Source organism: Acidimicrobiia bacterium (genome assembly GCA_018057765.1).
Taxonomy (GTDB): domain Bacteria; phylum Actinomycetota; class Acidimicrobiia; order IMCC26256; family JAGPDB01; genus JAGPDB01.
The window spans coordinates 53556-70663 of record JAGPDB010000003.1 but is presented as its reverse complement, the minus strand read 5'-3'; the positions used below and the strand labels follow the sequence as shown (position 1 = coordinate 70663).

At 35.4% G+C, this 17108-nt stretch carries 17 protein-coding genes; all 17 read right to left on the bottom strand.

Annotated features, from left to right (window positions below; all coding sequences use genetic code 11):
• Positions 1-54: 54 nt before the first annotated feature.
• On the bottom strand, positions 55-651 hold the full coding sequence (locus KBF89_02390) for a riboflavin synthase (GenBank protein ID MBP9115175.1): 597 nt from the start codon (positions 649-651) through the stop codon (positions 55-57).
• 2 nt (positions 652-653) lie between these two features.
• Positions 654-1604, bottom strand: a complete 951-nt coding sequence (locus KBF89_02385) for a response regulator (GenBank protein ID MBP9115174.1) — start codon at positions 1602-1604, stop codon at positions 654-656.
• Between the two features lie 5 nt (positions 1605-1609).
• Positions 1610-2254 (bottom strand): ribulose-phosphate 3-epimerase, encoded by a 645-nt coding sequence (rpe, locus tag KBF89_02380; protein MBP9115173.1) that lies wholly within the window; start codon positions 2252-2254, stop codon positions 1610-1612.
• A gap of 75 nt (positions 2255-2329) precedes the next feature.
• On the bottom strand, positions 2330-2728 hold the full coding sequence (locus KBF89_02375) for an HIT family protein (GenBank protein ID MBP9115172.1): 399 nt from the start codon (positions 2726-2728) through the stop codon (positions 2330-2332).
• A 22-nt stretch (positions 2729-2750) separates the two neighbouring features.
• The gene (locus tag KBF89_02370; protein ID MBP9115171.1) at positions 2751-4055 is read right to left on the bottom strand and encodes a hypothetical protein; all 1305 of its coding nucleotides are present in this window, start codon (positions 4053-4055) and stop codon (positions 2751-2753) included.
• Positions 4052-4987, bottom strand: a complete 936-nt coding sequence (gene fmt / locus KBF89_02365) for a methionyl-tRNA formyltransferase (protein MBP9115170.1) — start codon at positions 4985-4987, stop codon at positions 4052-4054. Before fmt ends, KBF89_02370 begins: the two co-directional genes overlap by 4 nt.
• Positions 4988-5003: 16 nt before the next feature.
• Complete coding sequence (locus KBF89_02360; GenBank protein MBP9115169.1) at positions 5004-5309, bottom strand: hypothetical protein; 306 nt, start codon at positions 5307-5309, stop codon at positions 5004-5006.
• A 9-nt stretch (positions 5310-5318) separates the two neighbouring features.
• Positions 5319-7082 (bottom strand): hypothetical protein, encoded by a 1764-nt coding sequence (locus KBF89_02355; protein ID MBP9115168.1) that lies wholly within the window; start codon positions 7080-7082, stop codon positions 5319-5321.
• 8 nt (positions 7083-7090) lie between these two features.
• Positions 7091-8272 carry a methionine adenosyltransferase gene (gene metK / locus KBF89_02350; protein MBP9115167.1) on the bottom strand — a complete coding sequence of 394 codons (1182 nt, stop codon included), beginning with the start codon at positions 8270-8272 and terminating at the stop codon, positions 7091-7093.
• A gap of 22 nt (positions 8273-8294) precedes the next feature.
• Complete coding sequence (locus KBF89_02345; protein MBP9115166.1) at positions 8295-9590, bottom strand: bifunctional phosphopantothenoylcysteine decarboxylase/phosphopantothenate synthase; 1296 nt, start codon at positions 9588-9590, stop codon at positions 8295-8297.
• A gap of 10 nt (positions 9591-9600) precedes the next feature.
• The gene (rpoZ, locus tag KBF89_02340) at positions 9601-9960 is read right to left on the bottom strand and encodes a DNA-directed RNA polymerase subunit omega (protein MBP9115165.1); all 360 of its coding nucleotides are present in this window, start codon (positions 9958-9960) and stop codon (positions 9601-9603) included.
• 101 nt (positions 9961-10061) lie between these two features.
• Complete coding sequence (gene gmk, locus KBF89_02335; GenBank protein ID MBP9115164.1) at positions 10062-10658, bottom strand: guanylate kinase; 597 nt, start codon at positions 10656-10658, stop codon at positions 10062-10064.
• An 18-nt stretch (positions 10659-10676) separates the two neighbouring features.
• Positions 10677-10997 (bottom strand): integration host factor, encoded by a 321-nt coding sequence (locus KBF89_02330; GenBank protein ID MBP9115163.1) that lies wholly within the window; start codon positions 10995-10997, stop codon positions 10677-10679.
• Between the two features lie 124 nt (positions 10998-11121).
• Positions 11122-11940, bottom strand: coding sequence for a hypothetical protein (locus KBF89_02325; GenBank protein MBP9115162.1), 819 nt, complete (start codon positions 11938-11940; stop codon positions 11122-11124).
• Between the two features lie 125 nt (positions 11941-12065).
• On the bottom strand, positions 12066-12770 hold the full coding sequence (gene pyrF, locus KBF89_02320; GenBank protein ID MBP9115161.1) for an orotidine-5'-phosphate decarboxylase: 705 nt from the start codon (positions 12768-12770) through the stop codon (positions 12066-12068).
• 12 nt (positions 12771-12782) lie between these two features.
• Positions 12783-13775 (bottom strand): dihydroorotate dehydrogenase, encoded by a 993-nt coding sequence (locus KBF89_02315; GenBank protein MBP9115160.1) that lies wholly within the window; start codon positions 13773-13775, stop codon positions 12783-12785.
• Positions 13768-17085: a carbamoyl-phosphate synthase large subunit gene (gene carB, locus KBF89_02310; protein ID MBP9115159.1), complete on the bottom strand. Its 3318-nt coding sequence runs from the start codon at positions 17083-17085 to the stop codon at positions 13768-13770. Before carB ends, KBF89_02315 begins: the two co-directional genes overlap by 8 nt.
• Positions 17086-17108 lie beyond the last annotated feature (23 nt).

Here is a 17108-nt window from a genome sequence, read left to right as displayed (position 1 = left end):
TTTAAGATCCCTTGACTACTCTCGGGATGACAGTTTATCTTTTCTAGTTGATTGCTATTTATTCATTAGTTGATCAACATAACGAGCTAGACAATCTACCTCAATATTCACCAATGTTCCTGACAAATAGTCAACAAAACCTGTTTTTTCAATTGTCGTAGGTATAAGTGCAACATCAAAATCTTTATCAGACCTAGATGCAATCGTTAAGCTAACACCGTCAATGGAAACAGAACCCTTTTGACTTATATATTTCATTAAATCTTGTGAAGGTTCGATACAAATACGTATAGAGCCATCTGTCAGTGGGTCTATTTTTTTGATTTTAGCAATACCGTCCACATGCCCTTGAACTAAATGACCACCAAGTCGATCACTCAGCCGTAGAGGATGTTCCAAATTCACTTTCTCATCTATAACTAAATTACCCAGAGTTGTTTTGTCTATCGTTTCAATTTGAGCAAAAGTAGTAAAAGAATTATTATCGAAATTTGTAACAGTAAGACATACTCCGTTTACGGAAATAGAATCACCAATGTGTGTCTCCGAAAAAAAGTCATTATTATCGCAAATAATTATAAATTCTATAGCTCCATCGATATTTTTTAACGATTTGATACTTCCTCTATTTGAGATTATGCCAGTAAACATTATTATTTAATGTGCCCTTCGCCATTTGAACGTCTATCAATCTCGTAAGCACTTTTGCCATGTCGCTTCGCGTATGATTTCATCTCAGTTGCTGTGACGCTTGCCTCCCACTGGGAACGAATATCTCTGAACTCTGTAGAGACAATACCAATGACTAAAGATGCAAAACCAAATCGACTTATGTTGCTTTGTCTATCTTTAACATCGATATAACCACGAGTTCGATCTTCTGTCTCATAAAAGTTTACAATACCATCATCAAATCTATTTATTATATCTTTTGCAATATCTTCAGCATCTCCTGGAGCGACAATTGCAACAAAATCGTCTCCGCCAATATGCCCAAGAAATCTAGGCAAACTTTGAAAATCGTGTAATGCTTCGGCAATAATATGTCCCGCAAATTTAATTACTTCATCGCCCTTTAAAAAACCATAATAATCGTTATATGCTTTAAAATTTCCTATATCACAATACAATACTGCAAATTCTGAGTCGGGGGTAGATACAAATTTTTCAAGTTCGCTAGCAATACGAAAGTTTCCAGGTAAATGAGTAAGCGGCGAAAGATCGCGCATTTGTGAACTACGTCTTAAAACGCTTTTAACTCTTGCAGATAATACTGTTGGCTCAAAAGGTTTTACAATATAATCATCAGCTCCAACACTTAAGCCTAAAACTTTATCACTAGCAATAGAACGTGCGGTCAAGAGTATTATAGCAACATTGGTAGTACGTGGGTCATCACGCAATGCTTTACAGACCTGAAATCCATCAAGCTTTGGCATAACTATATCTAGGATGATAAGGTCGGGTTGAATTTCTATAGCTTTTGCAACTGCTTCTTCACCATCGCTTGCTATTGCAGTATCATAACCCGCGAGATTTAAATTTAGTTCAACTGCTCTTGCAACATCAGAATCATCATCTGCGATTAATACTAATTCAGCCATTAATTTTACGCCTGTCTCGCGATGTCTTCAAGTCTATTTATTTCAGCTGCTGGATCTGGCGAATTGAATACTGCATTACCAGCAACGAAAACATCAATTCCACTTTTTGCAGCTACGGAGATAGTTTCTTTATTTATTCCACCATCAATTTGTAGAACAAGATCTAAATTATTTTCTATACGATATTGATTAGCTTTTTCAACTTTTTCTAGTACTTCGGGTATAAATGACTGCCCACCAAATCCTGGATAAACACTCATGAATAATACAATATCTACATATGACAAAAACTCTTCAATAGCACTGAAAGGTGTGTCGGGGTTCAAAGAAATTCCAACGAATACTCCAAGACTTCTGATTTGATCTATATATTCTTTTGTATTTCCTATCTCTACATGTACTGTGATAGCATCAGCGCCCGCTTTTACAAAATCTTCTATTAGGATTTCTGGTTTTGTACACATCAGATGACAATCTAAAAATGAAGTTGTATAAGATCGTAACGATTTAACTACGGGGGCTCCGATAGTCAAGTTAGGGACAAAATGGCCATCCATAACATCGATGTGGATTCGGTCAGTAGCCTTATCGACAATAGCTAAAGCATCGGCTAAATTTGCAAAATCTGCAGATAAAATACTTGGGGCAATTAATGGTGTTCTTTTGAGACTTTTATGCACCACAATATTCTAGTATTCAAAGACTGTTAAAATTGGTGTTACTCGTCATTTTGACAAAGAAGCAACAATTTTTGTTTGTATAGCATTCATAAATTCATGAGATGGAGTTGGATCACCCCTAGAAAGGTCCATATCAAGATTTGAATTTGCTGGAATAAGATGAATGTGTGTATGTGGAACTTCGAATCCTGCAATTTCGAAACCTATTCGTTCACAATCGAAACATTGCATTAATGCTTGTGATATTTTTTTAGAAACCTTCATTATATGCGTCAAAATATCTTCATCAAGGTCTACCCAATGGTCGAATTCTTTAATTGGCACCACCAAAACATGTCCTGGAGTAACTGGATTAATAGTTAAAAAAGAAACAACTATTTCATCTTTATAAACGAATCTTGCAGGGATTTCATTATTAATAATTTTTGTAAAAATACTTGCCATATTTAGATCTTAATCAATAGTTTCATTCATTTGAAGTATTTTCTAAAATCAAAAAATACATAGAATCATTATATTGTCCAGGAGGTAATAAATATCCTCTTGATCTTTTGATTATATTTTCGGGTAAATCTTCTACTTGTATTTCTTTAAAATGAGGATGATTCCTAGAAATCCAATTATCAATTTCAATTGTTTCCATATTTGTGAAAGTACATACACTATAAACATAAATACCATTAGGTTTTACAAGACCTATAGATTCAGAAATGATACTTTTTTGGAGTTCAAAAAGATCTTTAACTATCGTATCTTTGATCGAATTTCTTGCATCGGGCCTACGTCTTAATACTCCTAAACCAGAACATGGAGCATCAACCAAAACTACATCAAACGCTTTATCAATAAAACAAGATTTAGTTCCATCACTAACTATTCCTGAAACATTATTGATCTTAGTTCTCTTTTTAGTATCAACAAATTTCTTCATACGTGAATGAGCTATGTCGTTTGCGTAAATATGTTTAGCTTTAGTCGACATCATGAATGATTTTCCACCAGGCGCACTACAGAGATCAAGGACGATATCAGTATCTTTTAGTGGTATGTTTTTTACTATTAATTGACTACCTTGGTCTACAACTATCGCATTACCATCTTTGATTATCTGTAACTCGCCAATATCGCCAGCAGATTCTAGTATTTTCGCATCAACAACAATATCTCCTGATGTGAATCTTGTTTGTATTGTCTCATCTGCATTATTTAGCGATCGATCTAGACCAAATAAGGTTACACATGGCGCTTGATTAAAAAGTGGCAAATATTTTGTATGGTCTTCACCGAATGTAGTTTGCAACTCTTTAACAATCCAATGCGGCATAGAATTTTGAATGCTAATTGATTCGTTTTTAAAGAATCTATCACCTTCGATATCGTTAACAATTTTTCTTGATAAAGCATTTACAAAGCTTTTATAAGCAAAAGGCATTACTGTCACAGTTTCGTTGACAACTCCGTGTGCATCAAAACCAAGCATTATTTGAGTCGCTACGCTCCTCAAAGCATTAATCACAATAGAATCCAACTTAGAGATTGGTCGTTTCGAAATTTTTGATAATGCATTATCAATACGGATTTGATTTCTTAAAGAGCTATATACAACATTAGTTATCATTGCTCTATCTTTTGAAGAAAAATTTGAACTACTTAATCTAACTGGAAGTATTTCGTTAGAAAAAGCACCTTGATCACATAACATAAGTATGTCAATAATAAATGCTCTTGTATTACTTGTAATATTTTTTAATTGTGAATTTTTTTTCGTCATAAAATCTTTATATCAAAACTTGGTTTATCGATTCCATTAACCCAATCTGTAATGTTCATAGCAGGCTTATTTTCACTTTGTACCTTTAATATTTCTAATGATCCATCACCATTTATTAGCATACCATTACGCGTTAATATTAATTCGTTAACATCACTCTTATTATTCTCTATAGATCCTACTTGTAATATCCTAAATTTACCTATAGAGGAATTGACATATGCTCCTTTAAGTAATGATCCTGCTCGCACTTTTACACTTATCTCTTCCAATGTAGAACTGGCATTTATCTCGAAATCAATTTTTGATAATTTATTTGCGTAAGTTGATTCACCTTTTTGTTCGTAAGGATCAATTTTGTCTATATCAATCAACACATCATTAAGCAATAGTTTTGCTTTTTGGGCCATTTGAATATAAAGATCTTCTGATGTAGTAGAACTATTAATCTCTATCTCGCTTAATGAATATATTGAACCCGTATCTAATCCTTCATCCATACTCATTATAGAAATACCAGTTTTTTCATCGTGTTCTAAAATTGCTCTTTCAACTGGTGCTGCACCCCTCCATTTAGGCAAAAGTGAATAGTGTATATTTATACAACCATATTTAAAACTATTTAAAACATCAACTGAAAGAATTTTTCCGTAAGCGACAACAATTCCAACTTCGGCTTTTTTAATTAAAATTAGCTTCTTAACAACTTCTTCTATTTCAATCTTATTATTAGGCTCAAAGACGTCTATACCTAGTTCTTGTGCAGCCTTTTTAACAGGTGTTGGGTATAAGGTATTACCACGAGAGCGTCTCTTGTCTTTTCCAGTTATTACACCAATAACTTCATGACCATTTTCAACTAGTGAATTTAAGATTTCTACAGAAGGATGTGGTGATCCAAAAAATACTATTTTGCGAGATTTAAACATCAAATATTAATTCTAGCCTTTAACGTATCTTTTTTAGTAGTTTCTGATGCACTTTAGCCCCTTTAGAAAAAGCACTACCTTTACGAAGCCGCTTTGAGACTTTTTCCAGATTCTTTAACCTAAAATATATATCATCAGTCTCGCTAGCATTATCTACAGAGGCGTATGCTTGACGTAATTCTTCGAGATGCTTTCTTATTCGAGAATATTCTTTTAAAAGCTTTTTGTTATTCTTAAAATCTATTTTTGTATTTTTATCCGATGATAAAGTTTTCTTTGGATCTTTTTTTAATGATTCTGTTTTTTGCTGTATTAGAGTTCCCATATCATTATTTTACTCGTAAGAATCTACAGCGAGTGACACTCGATGATTTGTAGAAAAATTTCTTATTAAATCATATGATTTTAATGTTAATTCTTGATGATTTTCCGCAGTGAGGGAAATATAGCTATATTCGCCATCTTCATAATACCCATCTAATATTTCAGTAGGAAATGTTTCAATTAGATTGGACAAATCATCATTTTTTACTTTTATTTGAACTGTTGCATTTATGGGGGCTGTTCCCAATTGCATTTTGAGCTCTAAATCTCTGTTTAGATTTGACACAAAATCACCAGCTTGTAAATCTTTTATTATTTGATGATCAGGCATTTTAGTTATTAATAGCATAGATATCTCAAGTTGAGTTTGTTTTAATAACCTTAATGCCCTTGTTATAGAAATTAGAGATTGCTCAAATGCATCCGAACGTGGTCTCAACAAATAAGAATCAAAATCCAAAAATACAAAGAGTAAAATATTTTTTGTTACAGAACCAATATGAAATATACTTTCAGTACCAATAAGTATATTTGGTATTTTACCGCTTATTAATTCTTCTGGGACTTCAGTATTTTTTTCTATCTCTAGGATATTTGTTTTAGGAAATAATTTATCCAATTCACCTTTTAAAGATTTATTACCTTTTCTATATTTCTTTAATTCGATACCACCACAGTTACTACAAATTTTTGGTCTAATCTTTTTACAGATCTCACAAGTCAGTTGATCATCACCAGAAAGAATTACATTATGGCTGCAATGCTCACACACAATAATGTTCTCACATTTCTTACATATCAACTTTCGCGCTATTGTTGTATTGTTGCTAATCAAAGCTACATTACCGCCGAGTTCAACAACTTTCTTTATAGCGTTAACAACTTTGTGTGTAAAGATTCCTAGTGTAGGGTCAGTTTTTAATAAGTTTTCAATTTGTATTTTAGGCCATAGACCTTCAGCGCTTCTTTTATCAGAAATATTGAAATCACGAACTACTACTGTAGGCACACTCGTTATTACTGTTAAATTACAATTTTCTTTTGCCGCACGTAATTTTGCAACATCAACACTATGAAATCTAGGTGAACGTTCATCTCTTAGTTGTTCAAATCCATCATCTAATATGATTATCGAATTCAAATCATCAACATTTGCAAATATTGCTTTTCTAGACGCAATAACCACACAGTTTCCCTGACCCATTTGCAAGTATACTTCTCTGCTAACTTTTCCATCTATATTAATAACAATAACTTTATGACCGGTTTCACGCAAGAACTTTGCAATTTTCATTCTAGAGTCCGGCGTGATTATTATTGTTGAGCCAATACTTGCAATATTTTCTAAAATTAATTTTCGTCTATTTTCTCTTGGGTTTACATATATTACTTGGGGCGATTTAGCATCACATGACGGTCTAGTAAATGATCTATAACTTGACTTTTGAAATTGGGTATCTTTGACTATCACATCTGGTGAACACATTCTTAAAAATACTACTGGTGAAACTAAATAATATTTTGATAACTCAATCGAAAATGACAGCATTTTTTCATTAGGACCACGACTAACAAATTCAATTACTGGTTTCAGTTTAGTTATCTCAATATCATCTGGAATTATTTCAGATTTCTTTATCACCCATCCACGAACTTTTCTTCCATTTAAAATAATTCTTACAATGGAGCCCACACTTATATTGTCTATTTCGTTAATACTATACCAATATAATTTTTCAATTTTTAGAATGTCTGGCTGTATTAATGCATACATTGAAACGACTATAGGTTGAAACGATTTTTTAGCTGCTCAACATATTTATCAACTTGTTCCCAAGTAAAGTGATCTTCACTTCTACCAAAATGACCATAAGCTGCAGTATTTAAATAGCGTGGTTTTCGTAAATCGAAATTATCTATAATTGCGCCAGGGCGTAAGTCAAAGGTCTCTTGAATTGCTTCGTTTAACTGATCTAAATCAACATTATTGGTATTGAAAGCTTCAATGAATATACTCACAGGTCTCGCAACACCAATAGCATATGCAACTTGTATCTCACAGCGTTTCGCCAAACCAGCAGCAACAACTGATTTTGCAATGGCTCTTGCAGCATAAGCTCCTGAACGGTCTACCTTTGTAGCATCTTTACCTGAAAATGCGCCTCCACCATGTCGAGCCATACCACCATAAGTATCAACAATAATTTTTCTACCTGTTAAACCAGTATCGGTGTGTGGACCTCCATAGACGAATGAACCTGAAGGGTTAATTAAAAATCTGGTTTCAGAAAGATCAAAATTTTCGGGTACCACTGGTCGAATTACATGTTTTATAATATCGCTTTTTAATTCTTCGATTTCAATACCCGGATCGTGTTGGGAAGAGACAACAATTGTTGGAATACTTGCTGCTTTATCCCCTTCATAATTCACACTTATTTGACATTTTCCGTCGGGACGCAAATAGTTTATAACACCATTTTTTCTAACATCACTTAACTGTTTAGCAACTTTATGTGCAAGCCAAATTGGAAGTGGCATTAAATCCGGTGTCTCATCGCACGCGAAACCAAACATTAAACCTTGATCCCCTGCTCCAATCTGTTCATAAATCTCTTTACTATTGCCACTGCGTGTTTCCAAAGAATGACTTACTGAAGAACCGATTTCATTCGATTGTTCCACATAAGATAAAATGATTTTACAAGTATTGCCGTCAAAACCAACACCTTCGTGGTCATAACCAACATTCTTAATAACTTCTCGGACCTTGTTTTGAATATCAACTTTGGAAGTTGTAGTTATTTCTCCAGCAATTACAGCAAGATTCGTTGCCAAAAGCGTTTCACATGCTACCCGGCTATAAGGATCGTCTAATAATACTGAATCCAATATCGCATCGCTAATTTGGTCAGCTAACTTATCAGGATGGCCTTCAGTTACTGACTCGGAAGTAAAAATCATGATAATAGCCTAGCACTTAGAATTAATTAATTGCACCTAGTATAGAAAATGCAACTTCTTCTTTGGGCATAGTCTCATATTCGACAAAATCATATTCAGGTTTTAGACCTATCCAAATTTTATTAGTTGAACTATTAAACCCAGAATCATCTCTAGAAACATCATTTAGAACCATAACATCAGGTAATTTTTTCAATGCTTTATTTTTTGCATTATCAATTGCATTGTTAGTTTCAGCAGCAAAACATACTAGTTTTGTATTCTTTTTCTTATTTTTTAATATCTCGCCAGCAATATCTATATTATCTTCCACCTCTATATTAGTGATACCAGATTCGCGCTTTAATTTTGTTGCTGAATAATTTTTTGGTTTAACATCACCAACAGCTGCAGCCATAATAACTACATCACACACTTGTAAATATTTCATTACTTGCTCATTCATTTGATCTGCTGTATCAACATTAATTCGTAAAATATCAAGTGAGCTATCAAGGTTCGATGTTGTAACAAGTATAACTTCATATCCACTAATCAACGCAGCCTCAGCAAGACAATGACCCATTTTGCCACTCGAACGATTAGTAATTACACGTACAGGGTCTATTGGCTCACGAGTGCCACCTGCAGTTATCAATATCTTTCTTTTTATGGATCCTAATGTTTTAACATTTGACTCGGCATCATACACATGAGGAAAACCAGTTATTAATGTTTCGGGTGTTTCGAACTTTTTTAGAGGTCTGTCATTTAATAATTGGATTACTTTTTCGACGATGACTTCTTCATCACTTAGACGACCTTTACCAATATCGCCACCAGCTAATTCGCCAATATCGGGCCCGATAAAATTATATCCATTCTCTTCTAATTTTTTAATATTTTCTTTAGTAGCAAAATTCTCATACATTTCTTCGTGCATCGCAGGCGCTAATAGGATTGGTGTATCTTTTGGTGTAGCAAGCAATATTGCTGAGACGATTTCATCACAAGTCCCATTTGCTATTTTTGAGACTATAGAAGCAGATGCTGGTGCAACTAAAATTAAATCTGCACTTTTACCCAAAGTAGTATGTGCAATTGAACCACGGTTAGTCCAAAGATCATCAAATACTGCTTCGCTGGCTAAAGCAGAGAAAGTTGGACTTCCTATAAACCTTTTTGTAGAAGGTGTAGTAGCTACACTTACAAAAGCTCCAAGTTTACGTAATTTCCGCAAAATACTTACTGATTTATATGCAGAAATACTAGCTGTTACACAAAGAACTATTTTACGACCATATAGAACTTCCTTAAGTGGTAAGTTCGTTTTAGACATTAAATTCTATTTAAGCAATATCGCTACTAGATACTTCATCACTCACAACATCAACTGAAGAATCCTCTGACATCAATGCTGCTATATCTTCAAAACTTTCGCCAGCTGCTTCAATTTCTGAAAGATCAGATGCACTTTGCTCCGTCTCTTCTAAAGGCATGGCAATAATGTCACCGTTATATATTTCTTCTAATGCAATTGATAATGGTTTACGTGATGTTGAAGTTATCTGAGGTGGCACTATGCGTCCGAGACCTTCACCAAGTTGGTTATAATAGTCATTTATTTCACGAGCACGTTTTGAGCTTAATGTTACAAGAGTAAATTTTGATCCTGCATTTTCAAGCATAACTTCCATTGCTGGATCCATGAGTGATGATTTTTTATTTTCCACTATTACCTCTAAATTTGTTCTGCAGATAACCGAACCCGAAAGACTAAACCTTCACAGAGCACTTATCCACAGTATGTTTACTGTGTTGTAACTTTACTTATATGATCTTTAACTATAGCAGTTAGCTCACTTAATGCGCGAGCCAGGTCATCATTTATGACCATAGCAGAAAATTTGGGGATTAAGTTTTCCTCTGCTGCTGCAGCTGCAAGTCTTTTGTCTAGCGACTCAGGAGTCATTGTAGGATCTTCACGTTGTAATAATCGTCGTCTTTGAACTTCTTCACTAGGAGCTTTAACAAATATCAAAAAGGTATTTGGATATAAATCTTTAACTTTTAGTGCACCTTGAACATCCAATTCCAAAACAACGTTTTGTCCTTTTGCTATATGTTCTTCGATTGGAGCTTTAGGTGTACCCTTCCAGTCTCCATAAACTTCAAAATATTCGAGCATACCATCGTTTTTTGCTGTAGTTAAAAATTCTTCTTCAGAAAGGAAATAGTAGCTTTTACCTTCAATTTCATGTGGCCGTGGCGCACGTGTAGTTGTAGATATACTCAGGTATAATTCTGGTATTTTTTTCATTAATTCAGAAACCAATGTTCCTTTGCCGACACCGCTAGGGCCTGCAATAACAATAAGTTTTCCGTTATTTAATAGATCATCACTCATTTATATTATTATCCTTAATTATTGCGATGAAAACTTAGCAAGTAAAGCAGCTTTTTGTTTAGTACCCAAACCGCCGAGTCTTCGCGAACTAGCAATTTCCAATTCTTCCATTAACCGTTTGGCTTTTACTTTTCCAACTCCAGGAAGTGATTCAATCACAGCTGAAACTTTTATTTTAACCAAAATAGGATTAGCGTCTGCCTCTCTAAATAGCTCTGGCAGTGTTAAGATCCCCATTTTTAATCTTTCTTTTACTTCCGCACGAGCTTTTCTAGCATATGCTGCTTTTTCTAATGCTGCTGCTCTTTGTTCAGGTGTAAGTATTGGAGGAGTTGGCATTTATGTCCTTTCGAGTTTCAAACTTAGTAATAGAAAAACTATATATTGTATTTTACTTCTAAATCCGCTGGTAAAAGACTATAGCGCGTCGCGTGAGATGTTTTTTGGATATAAGGCTATATTTCTAAATTAGTATGCATTGTGAAACTAATTGCTCGGGATTTGCCACAAGTTGTACATGTAACCCATCGATCCCAGGACATGTATTACGAACAACAAGACCCTCATCACTTGCTTCTAAGCAGTATATCTCTCCAACATCTACTTGAGCAGATACTCCTTGCTCCAATGCGATTACACGCAATTTTTTCGTTTCTTCATTGAAGAGATAAAGATTACCCCTACCAGAGATAATATCAATGGTTAAGAGATTAGCAGCGGATAATTTTAAAACATCCAATGTTTTATCTGGAAATACTTCTAAATAAACACGATTTGGTCCATTAAAATCGATAGTTGGACTTTCAAATATTCGATAAGACGGCTTATCCTCAGGGAACAACGGTATTTCTTCTAACATCACCTCACCTGGGGCTAATGTACTTGTAACATTTGAATCATGTTCAATTAGAGGGAGCGAAGGATTGACCGGTGTATTTGGGTATTCAACAATATATTCAGCACCTATGGCCTCGGTTTCGATTGTTAAAGTAGCTCCACCAGGAATATGTACCGCATCGCCTTGATGAGTTAATACAACCATTTGCGTTTCGATATTTCCAGAACCATACGTAAAAGTTAATATCAATGGATTATCGCCACTGAGTGAAACTATCTCTCCGGAATCACTAACAACAACTTTTAGAAGTACATTAGTATTATCCACTGATCCGAAACCGGCAAGGTTCCCTCTTGGGGTTATAAAATCCCAAGATATAATATGTCCATCATTATACGTATTATCAGGTGGACGATTTATAAAAGTTTCTATTGAATTATCCATAGTTGTAGTCTATTGGGTTTGGGGCGTTTAGACAAATATAACAGTTATAGCATTATTTCTCTTATTCAGTACTAACAAATATTATTAATCATCAAGATATGCGAAAATAACTTTTCTTAAATTATTTAATTATCATATAGAGCGGTTTGGACTTGTAAAAACACATCTTTAGTTGCTTTGATCGGGTCATCTGCCCCAGTGACTGCACGACCTAAAACAAGCCAATTTGAACCATCTTTAATTGCAGATTCAGGTGTTGCTATACGATTTTGATCGCCAACATCTTGACCAGCCAGTCGAATGCCAGGCGTTAAAGCTCGAACATTTGGTGCAATTGAATTTTTCAATGCTAATTCGTGTGTAGAACAAACAATATCACAAGCAACTTCTTGCGCTAAAAGCAATCTTGCTTTAAATGCTTCCTCGTCAGCAGGTAAAGATGTTAATACTGTCACTGCCAACAAAATTGGAGTATCAAATCCGCAAGATATAGCACCTTTTTTCAAACCGCGTTGAGCTGCTAATAGCATTTCCTTACCACCAGCGCCATGAACAGTCATCATAGAAATACCTCGAGATGCGTGAACTTCGCATGCTCGTTCAACTGTATTAGGAATATCATGGAGTTTTAAATCAAGAAAAACTTTAATACCTAGTTCTCGCATTTTTATAACAGACTCTGCACCATTTTGAGCGTATAGCTCACTACCAATTTTTACATATCCAAAATAATCGCCAACTAATTCAACCATCGTTAAAGAAGCATCAAGATCACCAACATCTAAACTTAAAACTAATTTCTCTTTTACATTTTCATCAAATTCTGACATATTGCTCTTTTCTCATGTAGGCATCTCAATTGTATTAGTCAATTCCGAAACTTTTACTACACCAGTATTAAAACAGAAATCAGCTAGTTCTTGGTTTATTCTAATCACAGCTTTTGGATTAGCAAAAGTAGCAGTAGCTATACCGACTAAGTTTGCACCACACATCATCAATGCAGCAGCGTCTTGCCCTGAGCTGACACCACCCACACCAATAATAGGTATTTCTGGAAATGCTGAACGAACTTCATAAACGCCCTTGCAAACGATTGGAAAAACACCCGCTCCACTATAACCACCAGAACCTTTGCCTAAAATAGGTTTACGAGTATAAGGGTCAATAACCAGACCAAGCGAAGTATTAAATAACGTAAGTCCGTCTGCCCCAGCTTTAACTGCCCCACTTGCAATATCAACTATTGAAGTAACTGAACTAGAAAGCTTAATAAAAATAGGTAACTTATTACCGACTTCATTCTTAACAAGTTCAGTAATTTTTTGTACGTCATCTTTACTAAAAGCAAAAAGCCTATTACCCGCTTCAGTATTAGGACAGCTAACATTAACTTCTAAAGCAATAAAATTTTCTGAATATTGCGTAACTATTTTGGCAGCTTTAGCGTAGTCTTCAAAAGTTCTACCCCAAATAGCCATAATAATTTTTGCTCCAGATTTTTTTAATTTTTCTAAATCGCTATCAATCCAATCTTTAATATGTGGTCCCGGTAGGCCAACTGAGTTCATCATTCCAGTAGGACATGCCCCAACGCGAGGTGAAGGATTGCCAGGAGAAAGAAAAGGCGCTAAAGATTTTATGGTTATAGCACCAAATTCGCGAGGGTCGATGACTTCGAAAAGTTCATCTGAATGCCCCATGCTCCCAGAAGCAGCAACTACAGGATTGTCTAGTTTAATATCTGCGACTGAAGTATTTAATTCAACAGTCATATCTAGTTCTATACAGCAATCACCATCATCGCTATGTACATGCTTCTTATTTTTAAACATTGTTAGATTCCAAAGTCAATTGAACATTTTCATGCATCTTTTGTAAGGAAGCAACCTGTATATTAGATTTCTCCCATTGTGCAATACCTGAGGCTAGAGCACGAGCTGCTGCTATTGTTGTCACACATGGAACATGATATTTAGTGGCTGCAATACGTATATGTTGACCATCGCGTCGAGTGCTTCTACCCATAGGTGTATTAATGACTAAGTCAATTTTTCCATTTGCAATTAAATCAACCGCATCGTTTCCATATTCATCGCCAACTTTCGCAATAACATAATCAACAGGAATACCTTTTTGTACAAAAGCACTCGCAGTACCAGAAGTTGCCGCAAATCTAAACCCTAAAGCAGCATACATTCTTGCAACTTCAATAGCATTTTCTTTATCTCTATCAGCAACTGAAATAAATACAACACCTTTAGAAGGTATAACCATGCCAGCAGAAATTTGAGCTTTATAGAATGCTGTACCAAAAGTAGGGCTTATACCCATAACTTCTCCTGTTGAACGCATCTCAGGACCTAGTACAGCATCAACCTTTGGAAATCTTGCAAAAGGAAAGACCGGGGCTTTGACACTTATACGATCTGTAGGCATTATATTTTCTGAAGATAATTCAACTGATATTATTCCTGCCGATCTTAAAGATTCAAAAGTCTCACCAAGCATTAAACGTGTAGCAATTTTAGCAATTGGTATACCTGTTGCCTTCGCGACAAAAGGAACCGTACGTGATGCTCTTGGGTTGGCTTCTATTATATAAACATTGTCATCTTGCACTGCAAACTGTATGTTAATCAATCCGACAACTTCTAAATTTTCAGCCAAAGCCTTGGTATGTTTAATTATCGTTGCAATCACATCACTAGATAAAGTTTGAGGTGGCAGAATACAAGCAGAGTCTCCCGAATGCACGCCAGCTTCTTCTATATGCTCCATAATTGAACCTAGTAGGAATTCACCATTTATATCACGTAAAGCATCAACATCAACTTCTGTAGCATCTTGTAAAAAACGATCAATCAAAGCTGGACGAGTTGATGATAATCCCCCTTCTTTACCAAGTGTTCCCATTGCAGTTAATTCTTCCATAGCCTCAACAAGTTGATTTGGTTCATCTACTATTTGCATCGCTCGTCCACCCAAGACGTAACTAGGTCGAACTAAAACAGGATATCCAATTTTTTCAGCAACATTTAAAGCTTGTGCAGTAGTTATTGCAATTCCACCTTCTGGCTGTTTAATTTCTAATTTTTCACATAGTTCATGAAACAATTCTCTATCTTCTGCTTTATCAATTGACTCTGGAGAAGTACCTAAAATATTAAAACCTTTTTCTTTTAATACCGAAGAAAGCTTAAGAGGTGTTTGTCCACCCAAAGCAACAATAATTCCAAAAGGATTCAACTTTTCACAAATCGCTATCACATCACTTGCAGTCAATGGTTCAAAAAATAACATATCACTAGTGTCATAATCGGTAGATACAGTTTCAGGATTACAATTAATCATTACAGGTGCAAAACCAGAATCGCGAAGAGCATAACTAGCATGAACACAACAATAATCAAACTCGACACCCTGACCTATTCGATTGGGTCCAGATCCCAATATTACAACCGTCTTTTTTTCAGGGAGGATAATTTCGTCTTCATCTGAATACGTCGAGTAGAAGTATGGCGTCGAACTGCTAAATTCGCCTGCACAAGTATCTACAGCACTAAAAGTTTTTTCTATTTTATAATTTTTAATAGTTTCATAAATCTCATCCATAGAACAGGACCAAGCATAAGCGATCTGCTCTGCACTAAAACCATCACGCAATACTCTTTTCATCTCCGATTTAGAAATCGTATCTGGTGTACGCGAACACAACAATTCTCTTGTCTCAATTATTTGTAGAAGTTGATCTATAAAATAAGGATCAATATGAGTCAGCTCATGAGCGCGTTGCGCAGTCATGAAAGCACGCAATGAACTCTCCAGTGCAAAAATACGTTCAGGGTTAGGCTTGACAAGCAAATCTATACGATCTTCATCATTTAAATCATCAAAAAATGTCTCGCCATCATCGCAATTCAAACCAAAACGACCATACTCCATTGAGCGCAATGCTTTTTGCAGCGACTCTCTGAATGTGCGACCTATAGCCATTACTTCTCCAACGCTTTGCATTTGAGTACCCAGAGTATTTGAAGCTCCAGGTAATTTCTCGAAAGCAAAACGAGGAACTTTAGTTACGACATAATCTATTGATGGTTCAAAACATGCAGGAGTTGCTTTTGTTACATCATTTAGAATTTCGTCTAATGTATATCCAACAGCTAATCGCGCTGCAATTTTAGCTATTGGAAACCCAGTGGCTTTAGACGCAAGGGCACTTGAACGTGAAACGCGTGGGTTCATTTCAATTACTATTTGGGTTCCATCAGCAGGATTGACAGCGAACTGCACATTTGATCCTCCAGTATCGACACCAATTTTACGTAGCACTGCAAAAGATGCATCACGCATTTGTTGATATTCAAGATCAGTTAATGTTTGTTGGGGTGCAACAGTAATAGAATCACCAGTATGGACTCCCATTGCATCAAAATTCTCTATTGAACAAACAATCACACAATTATCATTTCTATCACGCATGACTTCTGTTTCATATTCTTTCCAACCTAGAACACTTTGTTCAACAAGTATTTCGCCAATTGGAGATGCTTCTATACCAATACGCGCCATTTCACGCATCTGTTTCTCATCATAGGCAATACCAGTACCAGCCCCACCCATGATAAAGCTAGGTCGAAGCATAATAGGGTAACCTATTTCTTTAGCTATCGATAATGCCTCATCAATCGTGTTTGTAATTCGTGAAACACAAGTTTGTAAACCAATTTCTGTCATCGCATTTTTAAAAAGTTCACGATCTTCGGCCATTCTTATAGCATCAGGATTAGCACCAATCATTTCAACATTATATTTATCGAGAATACCTTGATCGGCTAGTGCTAGACCTAAGTTCAATGCTGTTTGGCCACCCAGAGTTGGTAACACAGCATCTGGTTTCTCTAATGCAATTATTGCTTCGGCGTGAGCAACATCGAGTGGTTCTATATAAGTTGCGTCAGCAACGTCGGGATCAGTCATTATAGTTGCAGGATTAGAGTTAACTAAGATAACTCGAAAACCTTCTGCGCGCAATACACGGCATGCTTGTGTACCACTATAATCAAATTCACATGCTTGACCTATGACGATTGGGCCTGATCCAATAACTAATATTGATTTTATGTCACTACGTTTCGGCATGTGCTATGTTCCTCTTTTTTCTG

What these genes read in the sequence shown, in the direction of transcription:
- KBF89_02330 (MBP9115163.1), bottom strand. Translation starts at nt 10,997, where the DNA reads ATGCCAACTCCTCCAATACTTACACCTGAACAAAGAGCAGCAGCATTA.
- pyrF (MBP9115161.1), bottom strand. Translation starts at nt 12,770, where the DNA reads ATGTCAGAATTTGATGAAAATGTAAAAGAGAAATTAGTTTTAAGTTTA.
- KBF89_02325 (MBP9115162.1), bottom strand. Translation starts at nt 11,940, where the DNA reads ATGGATAATTCAATAGAAACTTTTATAAATCGTCCACCTGATAATACG.
- KBF89_02385 (MBP9115174.1), bottom strand. Translation starts at nt 1,604, where the DNA reads ATGGCTGAATTAGTATTAATCGCAGATGATGATTCTGATGTTGCAAGA.
- KBF89_02315 (MBP9115160.1), bottom strand. Translation starts at nt 13,775, where the DNA reads ATGTTTAAAAATAAGAAGCATGTACATAGCGATGATGGTGATTGCTGT.
- KBF89_02360 (MBP9115169.1), bottom strand. Translation starts at nt 5,309, where the DNA reads ATGGGAACTCTAATACAGCAAAAAACAGAATCATTAAAAAAAGATCCA.
- rpoZ (MBP9115165.1), bottom strand. Translation starts at nt 9,960, where the DNA reads ATGGATCCAGCAATGGAAGTTATGCTTGAAAATGCAGGATCAAAATTT.
- KBF89_02375 (MBP9115172.1), bottom strand. Translation starts at nt 2,728, where the DNA reads ATGGCAAGTATTTTTACAAAAATTATTAATAATGAAATCCCTGCAAGA.
- gmk (MBP9115164.1), bottom strand. Translation starts at nt 10,658, where the DNA reads ATGAGTGATGATCTATTAAATAACGGAAAACTTATTGTTATTGCAGGC.
- metK (MBP9115167.1), bottom strand. Translation starts at nt 8,272, where the DNA reads ATGATTTTTACTTCCGAGTCAGTAACTGAAGGCCATCCTGATAAGTTA.
- KBF89_02345 (MBP9115166.1), bottom strand. Translation starts at nt 9,590, where the DNA reads ATGTCTAAAACGAACTTACCACTTAAGGAAGTTCTATATGGTCGTAAA.
- KBF89_02390 (MBP9115175.1), bottom strand. Translation starts at nt 651, where the DNA reads ATGTTTACTGGCATAATCTCAAATAGAGGAAGTATCAAATCGTTAAAA.
- carB (MBP9115159.1), bottom strand. Translation starts at nt 17,085, where the DNA reads ATGCCGAAACGTAGTGACATAAAATCAATATTAGTTATTGGATCAGGC.
- KBF89_02370 (MBP9115171.1), bottom strand. Translation starts at nt 4,055, where the DNA reads ATGACGAAAAAAAATTCACAATTAAAAAATATTACAAGTAATACAAGA.
- KBF89_02355 (MBP9115168.1), bottom strand. Translation starts at nt 7,082, where the DNA reads ATGTATGCATTAATACAGCCAGACATTCTAAAAATTGAAAAATTATAT.